Annotated in this window: 17 protein-coding genes and 2 pseudogenes; 9 read left to right on the forward strand and 10 right to left on the reverse strand. The window is 37.8% G+C overall.

The window, feature by feature from the left end; all coding sequences use genetic code 11:
- Positions 1-5 precede the first annotated feature (5 nt).
- The 3 genes from MSKOL_RS08320 to MSKOL_RS08330 form a co-directional block, all read right to left on the reverse strand.
- Complete coding sequence (locus MSKOL_RS08320) at positions 6-1,190, reverse strand: hypothetical protein (protein WP_231592547.1); 1,185 nt, start codon at positions 1,188-1,190, stop codon at positions 6-8.
- 340 nt (positions 1,191-1,530) lie between these two features.
- Positions 1,531-2,385 (reverse strand): transposase, encoded by an 855-nt coding sequence (locus MSKOL_RS08325; protein ID WP_082091074.1) that lies wholly within the window; start codon positions 2,383-2,385, stop codon positions 1,531-1,533.
- Complete coding sequence (locus tag MSKOL_RS08330; protein ID WP_048155157.1) at positions 2,331-2,948, reverse strand: hypothetical protein; 618 nt, start codon at positions 2,946-2,948, stop codon at positions 2,331-2,333. The genes MSKOL_RS08325 and MSKOL_RS08330 overlap by 55 nt, the downstream gene beginning before the upstream one ends.
- A gap of 426 nt (positions 2,949-3,374) precedes the next feature.
- On the opposite strand from MSKOL_RS08330, the gene MSKOL_RS08335 reads away from it, so the two are divergent.
- The 3 genes from MSKOL_RS08335 to MSKOL_RS08345 all read left to right on the forward strand — a co-directional run bounded on the left by MSKOL_RS08335 (position 3,375) and on the right by MSKOL_RS08345 (position 7,141).
- Positions 3,375-4,172: a class I SAM-dependent methyltransferase gene (locus tag MSKOL_RS08335; protein ID WP_048123826.1), complete on the forward strand. Its 798-nt coding sequence runs from the start codon at positions 3,375-3,377 to the stop codon at positions 4,170-4,172.
- A 193-nt stretch (positions 4,173-4,365) separates the two neighbouring features.
- Positions 4,366-5,295 carry a hypothetical protein gene (locus MSKOL_RS08340; RefSeq protein WP_197078859.1) on the forward strand — a complete coding sequence of 310 codons (930 nt, stop codon included), beginning with the start codon at positions 4,366-4,368 and terminating at the stop codon, positions 5,293-5,295.
- A 289-nt stretch (positions 5,296-5,584) separates the two neighbouring features.
- On the forward strand, positions 5,585-7,141 hold the full coding sequence (locus tag MSKOL_RS08345) for a sulfatase-like hydrolase/transferase (RefSeq protein ID WP_048155158.1): 1,557 nt from the start codon (positions 5,585-5,587) through the stop codon (positions 7,139-7,141).
- Between the two features lie 120 nt (positions 7,142-7,261).
- Here the strand turns inward: MSKOL_RS08345 and MSKOL_RS08350 are convergent, their stop codons facing one another.
- The 4 genes and pseudogenes from MSKOL_RS08350 to MSKOL_RS19255 all read right to left on the reverse strand — a co-directional run bounded on the left by MSKOL_RS08350 (position 7,262) and on the right by MSKOL_RS19255 (position 10,456).
- Entirely contained in the window at positions 7,262-7,540 is a 279-nt protein-coding gene (locus MSKOL_RS08350) for an acylphosphatase (RefSeq protein WP_048120238.1), read from the reverse strand.
- 234 nt (positions 7,541-7,774) lie between these two features.
- Positions 7,775-7,879 (reverse strand): annotated as a pseudogene (locus MSKOL_RS20715) (ATP-binding protein); the annotation flags it as partial.
- Positions 7,880-7,952: 73 nt separating this feature from the next.
- The gene (gene ltrA, locus MSKOL_RS08360; RefSeq protein WP_231592549.1) at positions 7,953-9,761 is read right to left on the reverse strand and encodes a group II intron reverse transcriptase/maturase; all 1,809 of its coding nucleotides are present in this window, start codon (positions 9,759-9,761) and stop codon (positions 7,953-7,955) included.
- Positions 9,762-10,270: 509 nt separating this feature from the next.
- A complete protein-coding gene (locus tag MSKOL_RS19255) occupies positions 10,271-10,456 on the reverse strand; it encodes an ATP-binding protein (RefSeq protein ID WP_269746821.1) in 186 nt (61 codons plus the stop codon).
- A gap of 421 nt (positions 10,457-10,877) precedes the next feature.
- Here MSKOL_RS19255 and MSKOL_RS21025 point away from each other — a divergent pair, with 421 nt between their 5' ends.
- Positions 10,878-11,543, forward strand: a complete 666-nt coding sequence (locus tag MSKOL_RS21025) for a restriction endonuclease (protein ID WP_231592550.1) — start codon at positions 10,878-10,880, stop codon at positions 11,541-11,543.
- A 1,607-nt stretch (positions 11,544-13,150) separates the two neighbouring features.
- The gene (locus tag MSKOL_RS08370; protein WP_048155161.1) at positions 13,151-14,611 is read left to right on the forward strand and encodes a WD40 repeat domain-containing protein; all 1,461 of its coding nucleotides are present in this window, start codon (positions 13,151-13,153) and stop codon (positions 14,609-14,611) included.
- Positions 14,612-14,774: 163 nt separating this feature from the next.
- Here MSKOL_RS08370 and MSKOL_RS08375 read toward each other — a convergent pair whose 3' ends face one another.
- The 3 genes from MSKOL_RS08375 to MSKOL_RS08385 all read right to left on the reverse strand — a co-directional run bounded on the left by MSKOL_RS08375 (position 14,775) and on the right by MSKOL_RS08385 (position 16,674).
- Positions 14,775-15,545: a CDGSH iron-sulfur domain-containing protein gene (locus MSKOL_RS08375; protein WP_197078860.1), complete on the reverse strand. Its 771-nt coding sequence runs from the start codon at positions 15,543-15,545 to the stop codon at positions 14,775-14,777.
- Positions 15,546-15,696: 151 nt separating this feature from the next.
- Positions 15,697-16,110: a pyridoxamine 5'-phosphate oxidase family protein gene (locus tag MSKOL_RS08380; protein ID WP_048120245.1), complete on the reverse strand. Its 414-nt coding sequence runs from the start codon at positions 16,108-16,110 to the stop codon at positions 15,697-15,699.
- A 291-nt stretch (positions 16,111-16,401) separates the two neighbouring features.
- Positions 16,402-16,674: a hypothetical protein gene (locus MSKOL_RS08385; RefSeq protein ID WP_048120247.1), complete on the reverse strand. Its 273-nt coding sequence runs from the start codon at positions 16,672-16,674 to the stop codon at positions 16,402-16,404.
- A 315-nt stretch (positions 16,675-16,989) separates the two neighbouring features.
- Here MSKOL_RS08385 and MSKOL_RS08390 point away from each other — a divergent pair, with 315 nt between their 5' ends.
- The 4 genes and pseudogenes from MSKOL_RS08390 (at position 16,990) to MSKOL_RS21610 (ending at position 20,147) form a co-directional block, all read left to right on the forward strand.
- Entirely contained in the window at positions 16,990-17,676 is a 687-nt protein-coding gene (locus tag MSKOL_RS08390) for an outer membrane lipoprotein carrier protein LolA (protein WP_052725390.1), read from the forward strand.
- A gap of 54 nt (positions 17,677-17,730) precedes the next feature.
- A complete protein-coding gene (gene dinB, locus MSKOL_RS08395) occupies positions 17,731-18,870 on the forward strand; it encodes a DNA polymerase IV (RefSeq protein WP_048155164.1) in 1,140 nt (379 codons plus the stop codon).
- An 89-nt stretch (positions 18,871-18,959) separates the two neighbouring features.
- The gene (locus MSKOL_RS21605) at positions 18,960-19,568 is read left to right on the forward strand and encodes a helix-turn-helix domain-containing protein (protein ID WP_369799537.1); all 609 of its coding nucleotides are present in this window, start codon (positions 18,960-18,962) and stop codon (positions 19,566-19,568) included.
- Between the two features lie 16 nt (positions 19,569-19,584).
- A pseudogene (locus MSKOL_RS21610) lies at positions 19,585-20,147 on the forward strand (transposase).
- The last annotated feature ends 27 nt before the right edge of the window (positions 20,148-20,174 follow it).

Raw genomic sequence — 20,174 nt, forward strand, 5'->3', positions numbered from 1 at the left:
CCTACTTAAGTATAGTAGTCCCATTGAAAAACTCCCCTGAAGATATCGCAAATGTAATGTCTTATTTGGGTAGAGAGGCTTTCTGATGTACTTCCATATCCAACACTTTCTCCATTTGCAGATTCAATATTCTTGCCACTCTCATAGTCAGTATCCTTCCCGTCATCAGACTCAGTGTTTTTTCCACCTTCATACTCAGTGCCTTCTCTATTATTCGCCAACTTAACTAACCATGCGTTCCCGTTTTTAACGCCCGCAGCTACATATCCACCATCTGAAGTCTGTTGAACGGAATATAGCGTGCAATTAGAAAATATTTTCATCCACTCCTGATTACCTTCACTGTCTGTCTTAAGTATGAAAGCAGCACCTTCAGTACCATAGGAACAGAATTCGGTGTACCTACCAGTCAATAAATAGCCATCATCAGAAGTCACCGAAAGAGAAAACGCAGAATCATCCAGTGGTCCACCAAAGGTCTTGTTCCATTGCTCTTGACCATATTCATCAGTCTTGATAAGCCATATGTCATAATTACTGTTTGTTTCATTTAGATTGACTTCACTGGCAACTACATATCCGCCATTTGGAGCCTGTTTGGCAGAACTTAACAACGGATCTAACGTTTCGGAACTATTCTTTTTACCAAAAGTATTATTCCACTGCTGGATACCATTTATGTCATATTTAGTTAATCTGATATCAGCATCAATTATAAGCAAATCGAATTCACTTCCAACTTCATACTCAACCATATCCCCAACTATGTATCCTCCATCAAAGGTACGTTCAGCTCTATACTGAAGGTAATCTTCGTGAGTAATATTATCAGAAATTTTATCCCACATTTTATTTCCATTCTTGTCGGTCTTAATCAGCCAGGGTTCACCATAACCAGAAGGAAATGTGTAACCTGAGAGCACGTAACCACCATCTGAAGTTTGTCGGGTGAAATATCCTCCATCAAAATAAGTTCCCCCGTAAGTTTTATTCCACTGCATATTCCCACTTTTATCAACCTTGATAAGCCAGGCGTCCGGACAACCTTCTGTACCTTTGCCGTATGAAGCCGTTGTGCCTGCCACTATATACCCTCCCTCTGAAGTCTGTTGAATGCACCAGGCACTATCTTCACCATTTCCACCAAAAGATCTGTTCCATTGTTCTGCAGGTTCTTCTACAGCTGCCACATTTGATACCTGTAAAAACAGAACTAAAAAAAGAAAAATTTGAAAGATTATATATTCAACATTTTTAATCACTGTGCTTCCCTCAAAAAACAACTGTAACAGATAAGTCATGACTTTTGATTAAATATTTAAAGAGTTTTCTCTAAATATGAATGTTGCGGATTATTAATATATTAATATTAAGGGAAAACTTAGGTTTAGAGACCTGTTCCAGACCTATGGATCGGGTAATTTTCAGAGTGTTGTCAAAACTGGACTTTGAGACATAAAACTTAAGCTCCACAACCAAAAACCTGCCATCAAGTTTAAGGTGGAAAGCAATTTAGAACCTTAACTCTGCTCATTTAGGGAATAACTTCAAGTTTAACTTTTTTTCCATTTCGCCAATCTTCTTAGGTACTTCTGTAAAAATCATTTTGCCATCTAAATCCATCATGTAAACTTTACGGAATTGCTCTATAAGGTCTCTCGGAGAATACTTACTCGTTAGATTAGCTTTTCTTATACAGTTTTGAATTTTTACGTAGCCATAAAGGGACAAAAATGAGATGAAAATATGACCGAAAAGTGACTCATTATCCTGTAGATAAAGTTTGTCTGCTTCGAGTATACTCTTATAAGTGTCATAATGTTTTTCTACTGTATCTCTTTTTTTGTACATAAGAAAAACATTTTCAGGTGCCAAATCTACATTTGATACCAGCAAGATTTTTCCCGCTTTTTCCAGACCCTTGTTGAACGTCTTACTGGTAATTTTATTTTCATCATGTTGCTTATAGAGGGTGTATTCCTCTTCTTTTTTCATTTCACTATCCTCAAAAAGATACAGGATATTCCCCCCATACTCTTTCTTCCCACATTTTATGAGTCTTTCATGATAGAAGAAATGTTCAGAGAGGTTAATTTGTTCATTGTACAGTGTACTGTTTCTTTTTGTGGGGATAACAAAAGATAATTTGTGTTCATTCAGGGTTTTAATAGAACCCTGAGAATAAAACCCTCTATCAAGTATCAGAGTCTTGTTTTCAACTCCAATCTCCTGGACTGAAAGTGCAAGTGACTTAACGTCTCTTACAGATCCGGGAAGAATTCTTACCATTGTTGGCAAATTATCATTAGCTGTACAGAAAAGTGCAAAGTTTACTTGTGGAATGTGGAAATGTTCTTTGTTGTACCCCTTTTCAGCGAAATTGATAGCTTCTGAACGGTAAAGATAGCACTGAGATCATAAACAAGTTGCTTATCTTCACTGTTTAATCCACTGAATACATGGTTCTGCCCTTTACGATTAATTCCAACTTCCTTCAGCACTTTGGATAAGTTTTTTGGGTTCATTGATGGAGTAATCTCTTCTATCGGGTAGAGTTTCTCCCAGGCAAGATTTGCTCTTTTCAAGGGAACATAGCCAGCAATACGTATTAATGCAAGAGCATACACCTCTTCCCAGATTTCACCAAAAGCTGTTTGAAGAAGAGGTTTTAGGTCTTGAATTGCGTAATTAAGTAAGGCAGCATTTCCATATTCCCAGATAGAACGAACTCTTTTGCTTGAGATCACCGTTTTCTGACTTTCAATTAGCCCTTTATTTATGTCAAGTTTACCAATGTAAACTGATTTTTTTCTTCGCTTCTTTAGCTCTTTGTCCCAGTAAGTGGTGGATCGATATACATAGTGTCCATTACTGAATTTTTTGATTTCGAGACCCTTTTCACCAAGCTCACGTTGCTTAGCTAACCAGTTATTTACCCATTCTTCCATTATACCCTATAGGGTATAAGTTTTATATAAATTTTTTGGTTTGATGCGATTACAGCATTTCAATGGCAGAAGAGGGGAAAGATAAAAGTTTACATTGGATCAATAGAAAAAGTATAAATATATAATGAATTTTATTATAAAGTGGAGGGACTAAAAAGATAGTGGAAGACAGCTCAGTTGGAGCAGTTATCCCCTATTTGTGGCAGAGTTAAGGTTAGAAGAGAAAGAATGCAAACCAATGTTATACATTTTTAAATTTGAGCATATTATTCTAATACATAGTCATATTTGTTTAAAATATAATATATTTAGATAAACAGAGCATTTATAAAAATACTTATTTAGCACTAAATTCCTGTACACATAAGTACATCAAAGGACAGATTAATAACAGAAAAGCAATTATTGTGGAATTCGGTAGATAAGATGGATTACGTACACGGATATTCTAATAGAGAGAATTCTAGACTTTGTGATCAGGCAAATGCACTCACTGAGCTATTACATCATGATACTATATACCCTCCAGGAAGTAAAGTGCTTGAAGCTGGCTGCGGTGTGGGCGCACAAACAGTCATACTTAGCAGAAATAGCCCCGAAGCCAGCATTACATCAATTGATATTTCAGATGAATCAGTTGAAAAAGCAAGACAATTGGCTGAAAAAGAGGGGGTGAAGAATGTTGATTTTCAGGTAGCTAGTATCTTCGATCTACCCTATGAAGACGAGACTTTCGACCATATTTTCATATGCTTTGTACTTGAACACCTTAAAAATCCTCTTGATGCCTTATTGTCAGTTAAGAGGGTACTTAAAAAAGAGGGTACGATAACTGTCATAGAGGGTGATCACGGTTCAAGCTATTTCTACCCCAGGAGCGATGAAGCTATGCAAGCAATAAAGTGTCTGATTGATTTTCAGGAACTTTTGGGGGGCAATTCTCTTATAGGCAGAGAAATTTATCCGCTATTAAATCGGACTGGTTTTAAAAACGTAATTGTCTCCCCCAGAATGGTATATGTTGATTCGAGTAAACCCGATCTGGTAGAGGGATTTACGAAAAATACTTTCACTGCGATGGTCGAGGGTGTCAGGAAGCAGGCGCTGGAACTAAAGATGATCGACGAAAAAACGTGGAATAAAGGCATTAACGACCTCTACCGGACAGCCGGGCAAGAAGGCACGTTTTGTTATACCTTTTTTAAAGGCACAGCTATTAAATAATCTCGCCATAGGTCTGTGCTTTCTTGACTCTTTTTGCCAGTATGAAGTCGATCAACTAAGAGATTGTGCAAGGTTTTTAACCAGGCAAACTTATAATTGTTTATTTAAAATTTCCTAATGTATTTACAATGTATTGGTGAATTCTGTCTTTGTTGGTAAACTCTGTCTTAACTCCACACGCCGAGGCTAAACCATGAGAAATATTGTAAAACATGCAATTTTTTTAGTTGGAGCTCTTTTTTTGCTGACATTAAACGCTTTAGCACTGCCCGATCCTTCAAATGACAATTTCAAACCCGAAAACAATAGTGAAGAACCCATTGGTATTGACATATGTATAGATTTCGTACCATACAACCATGAGGAGTTGAGAAATTATTCCGACATGATTGTAATAGGCACCGTTAAAGAAATACTTCCGTCCAAATGGAATACCATAGATGGGAAACAACCTGATAAACCAATTTCTGAACTCTACTTTGAAAATATTATTTACACTGACATCATTATAAGTGTTGATGAGTACCTGAAAAACCCGCTATCATCCAGAGATGTTATTGTGAGAGTTACTGGTGGGACAGTTGGAAATGTCAAAATGACTACAGATGCTGATCCAAGCTTCAAAACGGGTGAGAAAGTTTTGATTTACCTGAACAAGGACAATAATTCAAATACAAAGGATTTTGGCCCTGAACATTTTACAGTTACAAATTTTTATCGGGGAAAATATACATTAACTGACGATGGAAAAGCTATAACACTATATGAAAATACTACTCTTAATGAGTTGCTTCGTACGATTAATAAAACCAAAAATAAGGCAAATGATGCTGGAATATCAAATGATGCTGGAATATCAAATGATGCTGGAATATCAAATGATGCTGGAATATCAAATGATGCTGGAATATCAAATGATGCTGGAATATTAGATGATGTTGGAATATTAAATGATATCGGAATATTAAATACCGGAATATTAAATGATACGGAAACGGCGAGCAAGCAGGAACAAAATTCTAGTTCTACTCAGGAACCAAAAAGTGCTCCTTTCCTGAGCTCTTTCTGGGCGTTTGCAGCAGTGATCGGAGTAATCATATATCAAAGAAAGAAAAAACAATAACTGTGTATGTTCTTTCTTCGATTTATTGATTTTTGATTCAGATTTGGGAAGAAAATAGAAAAGTGAGTGTTCATATTAATGGCATTCTTTTATTCAGGTTCAGGAATGAGAGACTTGAAGTAATGCTAGTTCACTCGGGTGGACCAATCTGATCAAAAAAACTATGGAGTGGGGTCAAACCCAAAGGGCTATCCGGTGTAAGAAAATCGGGAAGTAATACAGAATACCCGGCAGAAAGTTTATCCTGAAAAGATAAATTCTTTATAGCTTGAAACTAAACTAATTTACAATGTTTGTGACCGTCCGAAAACCCCGCTCCTTTTCAGTTCTATTTATTCTTTTAACGCTTATTGTCTTTTTCATTTTTCCAGTTCCTGCCTCCGGACTGACCGAAGTGGAGGTAAATCCTGTTAACACACCTCAGGGCGCAGTCGTGCTGATTGTAGACGGGCTAAGTGCACCTTTTATCTATCCTGAACTTACACCGCATGCGCTTGACGGGGCATCCCTTGAAAAAGCCGAACTTGAAAATCTACCCGAAATAAGTAAAGAAAGTATCAGAGTTCTGGAATTCCGAGCACCTCAGACCTTTACCGAAGGAGGGCATTCAGTACTTGTCACGGGAAACCCGGGTGCAGACAGTGAACTTGTAAGCTTCAAAGATGCCACTATTTTCGATATTCTAAACAGGGAAGGCTATCTCTGTATTGCAGTTATGGAAAGAGGGGATTCCTGGTCAATCCGTGCCGAGCAGGATGTCATTCTCAGGGATGAAAATAACTCTATAAATAAAATAAAAATTGTTCTCGAGCAACCCGAACCTTCCTCTGACAGGTTGGAGGTGCCTGAAGGGCTTTTACAGGTTATGGGAGAAGCAGTTGACAAAGCTCCCGGATATGTCACATCAAAAGAGACACGGGAAAAGTATAGCGGATATAACCGATGGGGAGTCGAGACTGCGTGCAATATTGTTAAGTATATGGCTAGAAACAGGCCGGAACAAAAATACATGCTCACTATCAACGTAGGCGCTGTAGATTCAAGCGGGCACCACCGGGATAATTATGGGTATGTAGACTGCATTGAATGTCTTGATACTGATATTTACCCTCTTTATGAGCTCTGCAAGAAAAATGACCTTGCCTTTGTACTAACAGCAGACCATGGAATGGGTTTTTCCAAAGACGATTCCAAGGGCGGTCATCAGTCAGAGAAATTTACGGAGACTGATGAAGCACAACTCATTCCCCTTATAGTGCATGCCCAGGATGTTGAAAGCGGAATTATCAAGGGAAAGCATGGTCAGGAAGACTTTGCTCCAACGCTGCTTGGAATTCTGGATATCCCAGACAGGCCAAGATTTGCAGAAGGAAAGCAGATTCTTCTGACAGGCCATGTAAACCTGAAAGTGGAACTTCCGGAAAAGGGCTCTGTAGAACTAAGAAAGAATGGGGATGGAAAAGACGGAAACGTGCAGGACGGAAATATTGTAGCTTCCCTGCAACATGATGACGAGTTTCTCTTCCTGGGGCTTGATCCAGAAAGCACCTATACGGTCAGTGCTGTTCTTGATTCCGGAAACAGCCTTGAAAGGCAGGAAAAAGAGCTCACTCTTGAAACCGACTCGGTACTGGAATTCACTGAAAAAGGGCAGAAAATCGAAGAAAATAATGAAGAAAACCCAGAATCAGTATCAAGTTCAGGAAAAAACTCTACTGCTAGTTTCTTGAAAAAGGAATCTGGAAAATCTAATTCGAGCTTAACGCACCTGATAGGATACCTTGTGATAGGATTGGTCAATCTTGTAGGAATTGTGATTATTGCAAAGATCCTGAAAAAAAGCTGAAGAGATATTTACCACGCCTTTTTCCTGCTTTTTCGTTCAAGCCTTTTTTCAAAAAGGTTGAAAAAAAGCTGAATAGACATTGATCGCGTCTGTTTCCTGCTTTTTCGCTCAAGCCTTTTTTCAAAAGGCTTGGTAAACATTTCCAAGGGCTTCTTTAAAAGTGACATCGACATCTTCCACATGAGCAAACATGGGTCCTTTCCTGAGTTCAGCAATATAAAGTTCCACAGATTCAGGTCTTCCTTCGGCAATGACAAAAACCCTGCCATCTCTTAAATTTTTGGGGTTAGATTCTACGCCCAGACGCTCGGCAGCATTTCTAGCAAATCTTCGAAAACCCACACCCTGCACCCTTCCGGATACAAGGATTTCTGCCCGTACAGTTTCTCCAGAGGTCACAAGTGGCTATTTTGAATAACCCTGATTTATAGTTATGGTTATTTCTGATGGGGAAGTTCGAAGGGAGGTGGTTTTTGAGATCTAACAAGAGGCGAAATATAAGGGAAATAAAGAAAGTTTTCTTAACGCAAATTTGTAATTCAGCATAGTGTCAAGGCCGATTTTTCTTCATTTTAGCCGGATTACTTTTCCCCATCTTTTGATATGAATTTTACTCAATTTTTCATAAACTTGCTATAAATTATTGACAAATATATTTCCTGTTTTAATTCCCTGCATCTTCTTTTCTTTCAGCCTGTAACTTTCTCCTTTGATGTTAATCGTCGCACTATGCTGAAGGTCAGCTAAGTCGGGGAGATTACTCTCCCTTTCTCGCCTAAGAACTGTACGTGAGACTTTCACCTCATACAGCTCAAGCATCTCCTAACCCTTGTGTTGGGCAGCAGTTATTTGATTTGGAGTTAGTTGCGTGGTATTGTCTATGACAGTGTGCATGCAAATAGATTAAGTTGGATGTTCTGTTATCTTCGTGGCTTCCATTCTTGTGATGTAGAGGTCTTTCTACTGCATCAGTATTAATGTCAATTGGAAAATTGCAGATAGGACATATGCCTTCTTGGTTATCCCACACTTTCTTGAATTTTCCTGAAAGCTTTCTTAAGCCTTGATTGTATTTGCGTTCAGAATAGTATCCTTTGTCGAGGTAAGGATTTATACCTAATGTTAGTTTGATGTGTCTAACTATCTTTTTATTTGATAAAAGCTTCAGTTGGTTTGTTTCAGTTGAAAATACCCAATGTCTTGCTCCCTTGGTATGCCAGTATTTCCGACTTATCCAGTGATGGGATCTACCTGGGTGTCTTCTCTTGGCCCACTTCCATGTCATACTCCAGATTCTTTTATCCATTTCAGAGAATATTTCTTTGGATACCACGCCTTGATGGTAATTAGACCATCCAGTTATGATTGGGTTAAGAGTTTGGATTAATTTTTCTTGTGTCCAAGGTTTGCCATTCTTAATGACATCACTGATTTTCTCAGTGACTTTCTGAATGGATTTTTTGGATGGTTTGATAAGAAGCTTTCCTTTGTATTTTCTGAAATTCCAGCCTAAAAAGTCAAAACCATCGTTAATATGGGTAATTAGTGTTTTTTCTTCCGATAATTCCAGACCTTTATCCTTTAGGAATATTTTAATCAGTTCTTTGGCTTCTTCCGCTATTTCCTCAGTTTTTGCAGTAACAATGAAGTCATCTGCATACCTTACACAATTTACGTTATGTTTATCACGTTGAAATTTTGTTATTCTTCCACTTTTTCCGCGATGATATTTATTTGCCAATATACCTTCAATCCCATCTAAGGTCATGTTGGCAAGAATTGGGGATATGATACCACCTTGCGATGTACCTTTTTTGGTCGGAAAGAGGTTTTGTTTAAAAACGAAGCCTGCTTTAAGGAATTGTTTAAGAACTGATTTGTCCATTGGAATATTGTCAAGTAACCATTGGTGACTAATGTTATCGAAGCAACCTTTTATATCTCCTTCCAGTATCCAGGATGCAGAGAACTTTTGACATGTGCATCCAAATATTTGTTCGCATGCGTCATGTGTACTTCTGAATTTTCTAAATCCAAAAGAGTGTTTGTCTGCCGTAGCTTCTGAAATCGGGTTAAGTGCTAATGCATATAATGATTGCATAGCTCTGTCGTACATGGTTGGGATACCTAAAGGTCGTTTCTTTGACTTCCCATATTTTTCAATATGAACTCTTTTTAATGGTTTGGCTTTATATCTTCTGTTAGTTAGACTAAGGGAGGCTTTCATCTTGGCGTCGGGAGTTTTCCACAATTCACCATCGATTCCTGCCGTTTTCTTACCTTTGTTCTGAATTACCTTTCTGACAGCTAACAATTTGGCGTAGAAAGAGTGGGTTAACAAATAGCTTAATCTTTTAACTAAGTTCCATTTGCCTTTAAAAACCGCTTTCGTAATCCTGACTTGTAGCCTATTAACATGTGTTTCAACTGCTTTCCAATTGATATTGTTCCATCGAAATTTCAGTTGTTTGTTAGTGAGCTTCTCGTTGATTGGTTCAGCTTGTTCACTATAACAGCCAGTCTCTCTGTTTGTTTTATTCCATAAGAGATTGACAGCAAGTGTTTCTGCTTTCTGAATCAGCGTATTTGAATGACTCCCTTTCATAGGACATACTTTCATTCTTACGTTTTGATACCATAGAGTAAGTCAGCATCCTTTCGGATTAGGGCAAATTTGGAACCCTTATACAATTGATTACAAATTGTCATTCGCTTGCTACTCCCTTCCTCTACCCTCTATGTCATTGTTATCCTTTGCAGGATTCCTACCCTAGGGAACATATAGGGCTTACCAAGTTCTATAACATGAATAATTATGAATACCTTAGAAGCCATCTCTAAGCCGAGAGTTCTTTGTCCATTTCCCATTACGTCGAATAAGCCATAATGGTCTGACTCTTCACCTTTTGGTTCAAGTGTATCAGTCTAATTTCACTTGTCACTTGTTACGACTCTTACAATGGTTCACATTACGTTCTTCATAGTATTCTTATCCTAACAGATGATTTAGATTAGACTTCCAAATTTCTCCATATTGTCCTATGAGCTTCACACCTTGACGTTATCATCAACGCATGTCATAGTAGGATTATCCCAAATGGAAGGGATAGCATTTCTGCAATTCATGCTTTAGCTTTCTTGTCGCACAGTCCTATCAAGTACAGCGACCGCTATCACATGGTCCTTAAATATCTCCCCACATTCTCCCAATGACTTATTCGATGTTAAGGTCGTTTGCTTCTTTTCATAACGTCTTGAGATCAGCTGAAATAGGCAGTGATCTCCTTCTTCGTCAAATGGGAGATATTTAGGTATTCAATTCTTACTTGCCACAGAAAAATTGAGTTCAGTATTGGAAACGGCTTTTCAAACGACAGTATATTTATATTAAGTTATTCTTTTAATTGGCAAGTTGCTCTTGGGTTTGAATTGCCTTTCGCTAGAGAGGTATTTCTGTATCGCACAATGCAAATGTCATAATAAACAAAGGCAAATCTCCACCGAAATTTAAAATAAGTATGAGACTTCTACAAAAACCTAAAATTGTCCCGTTATTTAGAGTCTATTCGAAAAGTGGTTATCTACTGCAACTTTTACAGTAATAAGATGAACAATAAGGATGAACAATAACAGGATGAAAAACCAACGCAGCTACTCTGATTATAGACTTATTGTGATTTTTCAACATATATCATAGATTTTCGGCAGACTTTTAAAAACAGAAGGAAGTACATTGATGAAAATCGGAAAGAGAGAAAAAAGAAGAAAACAACATCACCTTATTACTGAAATATTTAAAATTGTGCTATATCTTTTTCTAAAATTAATAAAGCTACTGTTTAGTTTCCCAATTTACTTACTGAAAGCAATGAGGTTATTGTTTAGTTTCTCAATTAATTTACTGAAAGCAATGTGGCGACTATTCAGCCTCTCAATGCATTTACTGAAATCTTTATGGCTGCTCTTCAGTTTCTTAATTCACTTACCGCATAGGCTTGTAAAACAATTCCTTAAAAAACCATCAAAACCAGTACTACCCACATTAGCCGAAATTGATGAAATGAACGGATACAAATTTGAAGAGTTTATGAAATGCGTTTATGAACAGTTAGGGTATTCAGTCTATCACACTCCATTTTCAGGTGATCAGGGTGCAGATCTGATTCTGACGTCAAAAGAAAAAAAGAGAATCGCTGTTCAGGTAAAACGATACTCGGGTAAGGTATCAAACAGTGCAGTACAGGAAGTTGTAGCTGCAAAAGGCTTTTACAAATGTACCGAAGGCATAGTAGTTACGAATAGTTATTTCACTGATTCTGCCAGAAAATTAGCTGAAGCAAATCTTATTGATTTAGTTGATAGAAATGAACTTGAAAAACTGATTAATACTATCCTGAATTAAGCTTTGAAAATGGATCAAGCTTGAATGTGAACTGCTTGCTTTTGTGTGACCTTTTGTCTGACCTTTTGTGTGACTTCGTTAAGTAACTATCTGCTCATTCTTCCGGTTTAACTAACCTCTAATTAAACCTTAGTTTGACAGATTCTGTTACTTAATACATTATTTTTTACAAAAAACGCCTCGCGTTGATACATCATTTTGTGGAACAGTAAAATATGTTAAAACTCTTTAAACACAAAGAATAAATTTGAATTGTGTAAACAAAACCGAAGTCTGAAGTCAATTTATACATTATGAAATATATGTTTTTGTCAATTTTGGGATATTAAATAATATATATATTTTTCGATGTCTTCTATTCTACTCAGTAAAGAATAATTAGATTTAGAAAGGATAGATGGAAAAAATACCCAAAAATAAGAGAACTTTCCAATGGATATATTGTCAGAATTCCATCACAATTTATTATTTTTAGATAGTAACATTGAGTAATATCATCTCAAATGGTATGATATTTATATTAAATTGCTCATTTAATTAGTAAGTCGCCCTCAGATTTGAGTTCCTTTTCACTAGAAAGGTATGTGTGTTGTTAGACTAGGCAGATATTATACTAAACCGATGCGTGCCATACTAAACAGAGGTCTGTCGTACTAAAAACGAACATGAGATTCTTTGAATAACATGCACAAACAATGAAAATGCTTGCAGATGGCAGTATTTTCATGCTAAATAGAGGTAAATCTCATAGAAATTTAAACAAAATCCGAGAATTTCATGAAAACCTAAAATTGCCCTGTGACATAGAGCCTGTACGAAAAGTGATTATCCACTGTTGCTTTGAAAATATGCAAGATGTAAAACCGAAGCTGATAAAAGAATATTTAGATCGATTGTAATTTTTACAACATTCAATTACTGACTTTTCGGATAGCTCTATTACCTAATAAATCAAAATCAATATCTGTTACCCCTGACAATGGTACCAATATTCAATACTAATTAGGCATATGATTACATAGTAGGCATATGGTTACATAGCCAAAAATTTCGTGGAGTTGAACTACGTGAACCCACTACGGCTAAGAAAGAAAGTAGATGTGCTCAAAAAAGCAATAAACCCATTTACCGTTATATTTTGGATATTTGCATCTGTGACTGTAGCCTTTACGTTGCTGGTTTTGAGACGAAAGAAGTCACCTTGATGAAAAATAATTTTATTTTTTTCTTTTTATCCTGAATTGGCAAAAATCCTGATCTCAATTGTTCCTGGATGAAGACTCCAACTTTGAATTTGTTTCTTTTACTTAATCATTCCACAATACCAAAATGGAATTGGAATTTATTCAACGTTTAACCTTTTGTATCGCAGGCTGTTGTATTATGAATTAGACTTCCAAATGATTTTGAGTCTGCGAAATCATTTCAGGATACAACAAAATCTAAAATATATCAGTTTATTATATAAGATCAGTTAAATAATAATATGACACCATCCGTTATAAAATGATGTTCTGTTTTCTATAGTGACGTTCTTTTTCCCTTTATCTAATTGTGAACTCTTGCAAAAAATTCATGTGGAATAAACTCCTAAACTATACATTACTATGAGACAGTTAGCGGGAATATGGTTATTTATAGTACTGGGTCTGCTCTTCGGCCTGTTTGTGGATTTGGGAGCTGCAGATCCTGCTGCCTCGGGCGGGGACGTAAATATTTCAGAACTCAGAGCTTTTGACCTGCTCTGCAGATGTGAAACAGGATGTATAGTTAATACGGTTTCTCTTTCTTCTGACGGAAATTATCTTGCAGTTGGGGATTTTAATCATAATGTTTCTCTTTTTAATTTCGAGGGGAAGAAACTCTGGAATTATACTACTGGAGATATTGTTTACACTGTATCGATCTCTCCCGATGGAACTGGTGTAGCTGCAGGAAGCAATGATAAGAAGATATACTTTTTTAACAGGGAAGGGAAAGTGCTATGGAGTTACAAAACCGGGGGCAACGTGAATTGTGTTGTGATCTCTTCCGATGGTTCATATGTAGCAGCAGGCAGTGACGACGGCAAGATTTACTTCTTTAATAAAGAAGGCAAGCTGTTATGGAATTTTGATTCCGGGGCTTCCGTCCGCAGTATAGCCCTCTCCAGAGAAGGCCCTTACGTTACAGCCGGAGGTTCTAATTATTGCATTTATCTCTTTGACAAAGAAGGGAATAAAATCTGGGAACGAAGGACAGGTAGTGTAATCAATTGTGTGTGCATTACTCCACAGGCCCATTATGTGGCTGCCGGAGGTTCCAATTATAATGTATATTTCCTTAACCAGAAAGGAGATTTTTCCTGGATACACAACCCTGCTTATTGGATCAGCAGTGTTTCCCTGACAAACAATGGCTCATATCTGGCAGCAGGAAGTTTTGATGATAAAGTATACATGTTTAACAGCACAGGCACAAAACTCTGGGATTATAAGGTAAAAGATGATGTCTACAGTGTTGCAATTTCGCCGGATTCATCATTCATTGCAGCCGGAAGCTGGGACGATACGCTTTATGTGCTCGATCTCGATGGGAAGGAATTCTGGAACTACAGTTGCGGAGGAAATATTAATGACGTGTCCATTTCTCGCGATAGCTCGGCCCTTGCTGCAGCGAGTGATAACGGAGCAACATATCTTTTTGAGCGAAATTCCACGGTTTTTGCACGGCTCTTTAAAGATTCGCGTTTCCTTTCAGGAGACGGGCTCGGACTGCCTTTAAAAGAAGGTACGGCAGTAACGGGAGGCATTGAAAATGTAGTTGAGATTGCTTCAGCCTCTTCAGGTAAAGTGCCAGGTGATACAAAAAGTGAAAATGATCATGCTACGGAGAGTTCAGCTTCTACAGAAAGTTCATCAAGGCTTCAGGGACTACTTAATTTCTTTAAATATCCAATATTCCTTTTACTGGCAGTTTTAATAGTGGCGATCTACCTGAAAAACCGAGCCTTTAAAAAACGGGCAAGAGAAGAAACTACGGAAGACTTTGAGAACCTTGATGATGAAAAACACAGGCCTGAAAACTAATAAGAAAATTCGGAAATCTGAAATTTCAGCTCTGGAGGCTTAAACTTCCAGTTCTGCAGATTTAAGTTATGGAATTTGAATTCATTTGGGCTCGGTTAGGGAACAAAAACTAAGAATAGTTTTGAGACAGCCTGTTGACATCTCTTCATTTTCATCCATTTTCTCAATCTTTCTCAATCTCCGCATGGCTCCCATCGCAGAACGGTTTATTTCTGGATTTCCCGCACCTGCAGAGAGTGACCCTGTTTCTGATCTCGTACTGTTTGCCGTCGGCAGATTTTATCGGGATGCCCCCACGTACCCATAGAGGACCGTGCTCGCCCTGGTGAAGCCCTTCCACAACAACAATCGATTTTTCAAGCTCAGGCTCAATCGTTTTTCCTGTGGCATTGTCAATAATTACCAACCTGCCTGAAGGGCAGTTACTTGCTTCTTCTATAGCAATGTCTCGAGCTTCCGAGTTTTCGGGTTGCTGGACAAGGTTCCATATTTTCCCTGCCTGTGTGCAAAATCCTGCATGGACACATAGATGCTTATTGTCAATAAGAGTCAGCAAAGAGCCAGTGATAACATTAGTACCTTCACTAAAGGGCGCAAAGTCTCCTGACTCGGTTCCGTCAAAGTGGATCTTTGAATGTGTCCCATCACAGAAAGGCTTATTCCCTGACTGGCCACATCGGCACAGAGCATACCGGTTCCTTATAGGGTATTTCTTGACTTCACGCCATATTAGACGTTCAGTGTCTTCATCTTTACAAATTTCCCAGGTCATAAGAGGAACTCTACCGGTCACCATATATGGACCGTTCTTAAACACAGTGATCTTCATGGAGTCATTGAGTAAATTTGATTTTTTTTCCATTTCTTCGACCATCTTGCAGCCTCCTATGTGTCTCAGTTTCTCACAATTTTCTATGGCAGAATCACCAATCATTTTCAATATTTTCAAAAAAAGATTGTGAAGATTTATCATCTTCATGACAAGAAAATCATAAACTTATGGATTGGCTAAATTATGGATTGGCTAAATTATGGATTGGCTAAATTATGGATTGACTAAATTATGGATTAAGCTTTAAGCGGGATCAAAGCAGTTTCTGTCCTGGCTCTGCCCCAGCCCCGGGTTTGCACTCATAAACATCAGTAATTTTCATAACTGCAAGGGCTTTTGCAGGGAACCTGTCTCCTTTGCTCTTGACCATTTTATACATTTTCTCGTAATCTTCCCCTTCAGTCTTAATCTCAATATCTCCTTTTATCTGGTAGCAGCTTTTGATTTCCGGGCCCCATACATAGATCGCTCCCCTGGGGTTTTCATCAAGATTGTTGCGAGTTTTATTAAAATAGTTGTCTGCGATCCAGATTGTTTCTCCATCTTCCTGTAGGTCACACATGCCTATTGGTATGACATTTGGTTCTCCACCTTTAGATGCAGTTGCAAATGGAAAAATTTTCATCTTTGCAAAGTCTTCCTTCATTTCATCAGTTAACTTCACCATTTATTTCACCCCTTATTGAATTGGTTTTTATTAATATGGTTACAATCCTTATATAACTTTGAAGGTCTCAAATATATAAAAAGTCCCGGTGATTTTTGTTCCTTTTTTGTGGCTATAAGAAAGCGTACTGGAAGGCATAGAAATATCTGCCGGACTCGACAATCTGAGGTCACCTAATCTCAGCTATTGTCATATTTGATAAACAATCCCCACACCCCTTTAACCTCAATCTTTTTTATCGTTTTTAATCTTGAGGATTATTGTATCCTCTTCAAATTGAGTGGAAGTCCCTCAATTTCCGCTCAATGAACTTTTTTCACTGATGAGTTGAGCCAGAGGGGCCATAGATGGTATCTCGAATTTGTTGGCGACTCTATCACATATGTACTGATATGCATTTACACCCAGTTTCTTTGCTGTCTGAACAATCGTCATAAATGTGTCATTTGTCTTTGTTCCTTCCTCTGTTATGGTCTGAAGGCTCACATCCTTTTTTCTGACCTTTGCTCTCGACGCCAGTTTCGCTGCATTGTTATGCAGTGGACTCTCTGGAAAAATCAGCACCTTTAACAGCTATTCCTTGTTTTCCTTCGTCTTGGTGATTCTTTCATCCATCTGTTCATATATTGTTTAGGTATATTCAAAAAATAACTTCATGTTTTTACATTGGAAATTGCTTTATAACTTCACTTCCACAAATAATCATCAAATACAATTTTCATTTTTTCCTTGAAGGTCTCACTTTTTAGCCGCAATCTTGTGCCGGGCAAAGAAGGTACTGAGGTGATGTCAGTCTGTCCCTGGATAATGTCAGCCAGTAGCAGCAGTGTCACCCTGTGAATACGAATTCAACGAACAAAAATAAAGAGGATGAGTAAAGTGAAAATAAAGAAAATATTCAAGTCAATGCTCCTGTTAATTTTCATAACTCTGGCTCTTTTTACTTCAGGCTGCACGGAAAAAAACCTGAGTGCCGAAGATATTGCAACCCAGATGCTGGAGAAACAGGACAGCATTCAAGATTATTCGTATACAATGCATTCTACTTACTACACCGGGGAAAAGGCCATAGAAACCGAATTTAAAACCATATACAAGAAACCTCATATGATTAAGAACTTTATGCAGGAACCAGGAAAAGAGGAAGAAACACTTGTACTTTCAGATGGAGAATTCCGGTGGACCTATATCCCCGGCACAAATACAGTAATGAAAACAAAGCTTCCAAAAACTTCTGAAATAACTAAAAGTGACTATCTGACCCTAATAGGAATTACCCTTAATGATACGAATGTCTCTTTACTGGGAGTTGAGAAACTTGACAATAGGGAAACGTATCTGCTGAAAACAAGTCCTAAAGATACCGGAGAAAGTGCTGCACAATACTATACGAAAGTCTGGGTAGATAAAGAAACATGGATGCCTCTTAAGTACGAGATGTACGACAGTAGTGGAAACCTGACAGCAAAAGTCGAAATATGGGATCTTAAGGTTAATTCAGGAATTCCAGATTCTGAATTTGTGTTCAATATTCCTGATGGCGCTGAAATAAAAACAACAGGTTAATACTTTCACTCGACTTCCTCAAACCTTTTTTATATTTTTTTCTATCTAAGAGTAATGCCTATTTCCATTTTGAAAATAAATCCCCCTGAAAGGCGAATTACCTTCCACGCAGATATGGACAGTTTCTTTGCGTCTGTTGAGGTAAGAGAGAGGCCAGAACTAAAAGGTCTGCCTGTAGTTGTGGGATCTGACCCAAAAGGAGGCTCGGGAAGAGGAGTTGTAAGCACCTGCTCGTACGAGGCCCGGAAATACGGAATTCACTCCGCAATGCCCATTTCACAGGCTTACAGGCTCTGTCCGAATGCGTTTTTTTTGCCTGTGAACATGAAACTCTACGCAGGCGTTTCGGAAAAAATAATGGAACTTTTGAAGGGATTTGCAGACAGGTTCCAGCAGGTCAGCGTGGATGAAGCCTATCTTATACCAGGGTCCGAGATCACGAGTTTTGAAGAGGCTGCCCTTTACGCTCTCAGGATCAAGGATGAAGTACAGAAACAGGAAGGAATTACCTGTTCAGTTGGAGTCGGGCCGAATAAGTTAATCGCAAAAATCGCGTCTGGTTTCCAGAAGCCTGATGGGCTTACCGTTGTCAGGCCCGAAGATGTGAGGAAATTTCTTTTTCCGCTGCCGGTTTCAAAAATTCCCGGAATAGGGGAAAAAACGGCTGATACACTGAAATCGATGGGCTTAAACAGGGTAGAAGAACTTGCAATCTGTGATGTACAGCTTCTTTCTGAAAAGTTCGGAAAAATGGGACTTCGCATGAAGCAACTGGCAAACGGGCTTGATTTTGGGGAGGTTCGGGAAAAGGAAAGTGTAAAATCAATCAGCAGGCACGGAACTTTTGCTGAAGACACCAGCGACCCTGTAAAAATCGCCTGTTCTCTTGACCTGCTTGCTGAAAGTGTGCATAAATCCCTTCTCAAAAACAGGTTCCTTTTCAAAACCGTAACCCTTACCGTGCGGTTTGAGGATTTCTCTACCTATACACGCTCAAAAACCATCCCTATCTGGACTTCGGACATCTTTGTGATCAAAAGGACATCCATGCAGCTTCTTTCCGAATTTATAGGGAATCAAAAACTCAGGCTAGTAGGCATAGGAGTCACCAAACTCCGCGAAAGGGACGAAAAGCAAACCCTGATAACAGACTTTGGCTCTTCGCTGTATAATATGGGTAAGTTATTATATTAGTAATATAATATAAATAAGTATTATATTATTTAGTACAAATAACTGCAGGAGTTTGATATCCCATTTGCGAAAATACATTTGAAATACCTTTGAATGTCAAAGAACCTTGGCAAATAACCAGTACTGAATTTGATTTAACATCTGAAAAACTTAATATTTGGATTGATTTCACACGTGGTTCCAAATTTCCCTGTCCTAAGTGTGGCAAACTAAACTGCTCAGTTTATGATACTAAGGAAAAAGTGTTACGGCACATTAACTACTTTCAATATTCTACATATTTACACTGTAGAATTCCAAGAATAGAATGTGAAAAATGTGGAGTTCTCCAAATAAAAGTTCCATGGGCTCGCGAAAAAAGCAACTTTACTCTTCGAATGGAAGCTCATATCCTGGAGCTCTCAAAAAGAATGCCAGTGTTACAAATTGGGAAGTTGCTTGGAGAAAATGACACGAAACTTTGGAGAGTCATAAACCATTACACTGACAATGCAAGGTCTAAAGAGGATTTATCGGATGTATGTGTTGTTGGTATAGATGAAACTTCATGCAAGAAAGGACATGAATACATAACTCTTGTTGTTGATATAAAAGATTCAAAAAGTAATATTTGCTTTGTGAAGGAAAAGACTCTTCGACTATTTACCAGTTTTAACAAAGATCTGCAAGATCATAATGGAAAACAAAAGCAACATTAAATCGGTATGTTGCGACATGTCTCCTTCATATATCAGTGGAATTTCTAAAGAATTTCCAGATGCAAAAATTACATTCGATAGATTTCATGTTATGAAGGCAATGAATGAAGGATTAAATGAAGTAAGGATACAAGAACAAAAAAAACCAAGGAACTCAAAAATACCAAATTCATATGGACTACTAACAAGGAAAATCTAACTGATAAACAGAAAAAAAAGCTTTTAAACCTCCAAAATAAAAAACTGAATACATTCAGAGCATATAATATAAAAGAAAGTCTTAGAAAGTTCTGGGAATGCAAAAGCCGAGAGGAAGCTGAACAATATCTAAAAAAGTGGTATTTTTGGGCAACTCATAGCAGATTAGAGGCAATAATTGAGGTTTCTAAAACCATTAAAAGTCATTGGGATGGAATTCTAAACTACTTTGATTCCAGGATTACTAACGGAGTTGTGGAAGGCATTAACAGTATTGTACAGTTAATAAAAAGAAATGCGAGAGGGTATCGAAACACTCAGTATTTTATTACTATGATCTATCTAAAATTAGGAAAGTTAGATTTTAAACCACCCATATGAAATGACGAAGAGCCCAGACTTTTAACA

Origin of the sequence: Methanosarcina sp. Kolksee (assembly GCF_000969945.1) — an archaeon.
GTDB lineage: Archaea > Halobacteriota > Methanosarcinia > Methanosarcinales > Methanosarcinaceae > Methanosarcina > Methanosarcina vacuolata.

What these genes read in the sequence shown, in the direction of transcription:
- MSKOL_RS21025 (WP_231592550.1), top strand. Translation starts at nt 10,878, where the DNA reads ATGAAAATCGGAAAGAGAGAAAAAAGAAGAAAACAACATCACCTTATT.
- MSKOL_RS08330 (WP_048155157.1), bottom strand. Translation starts at nt 2,948, where the DNA reads ATGGAAGAATGGGTAAATAACTGGTTAGCTAAGCAACGTGAGCTTGGT.
- MSKOL_RS08370 (WP_048155161.1), top strand. Translation starts at nt 13,151, where the DNA reads ATGAGACAGTTAGCGGGAATATGGTTATTTATAGTACTGGGTCTGCTC.
- MSKOL_RS08345 (WP_048155158.1), top strand. Translation starts at nt 5,585, where the DNA reads ATGTTTGTGACCGTCCGAAAACCCCGCTCCTTTTCAGTTCTATTTATT.
- MSKOL_RS08380 (WP_048120245.1), bottom strand. Translation starts at nt 16,110, where the DNA reads ATGGTGAAGTTAACTGATGAAATGAAGGAAGACTTTGCAAAGATGAAA.
- ltrA (WP_231592549.1), bottom strand. Translation starts at nt 9,761, where the DNA reads ATGAAAGTATGTCCTATGAAAGGGAGTCATTCAAATACGCTGATTCAG.
- MSKOL_RS08375 (WP_197078860.1), bottom strand. Translation starts at nt 15,545, where the DNA reads ATGATTGGTGATTCTGCCATAGAAAATTGTGAGAAACTGAGACACATA.
- MSKOL_RS08340 (WP_197078859.1), top strand. Translation starts at nt 4,366, where the DNA reads ATGAGAAATATTGTAAAACATGCAATTTTTTTAGTTGGAGCTCTTTTT.
- dinB (WP_048155164.1), top strand. Translation starts at nt 17,731, where the DNA reads ATGCCTATTTCCATTTTGAAAATAAATCCCCCTGAAAGGCGAATTACC.
- MSKOL_RS08335 (WP_048123826.1), top strand. Translation starts at nt 3,375, where the DNA reads ATGGATTACGTACACGGATATTCTAATAGAGAGAATTCTAGACTTTGT.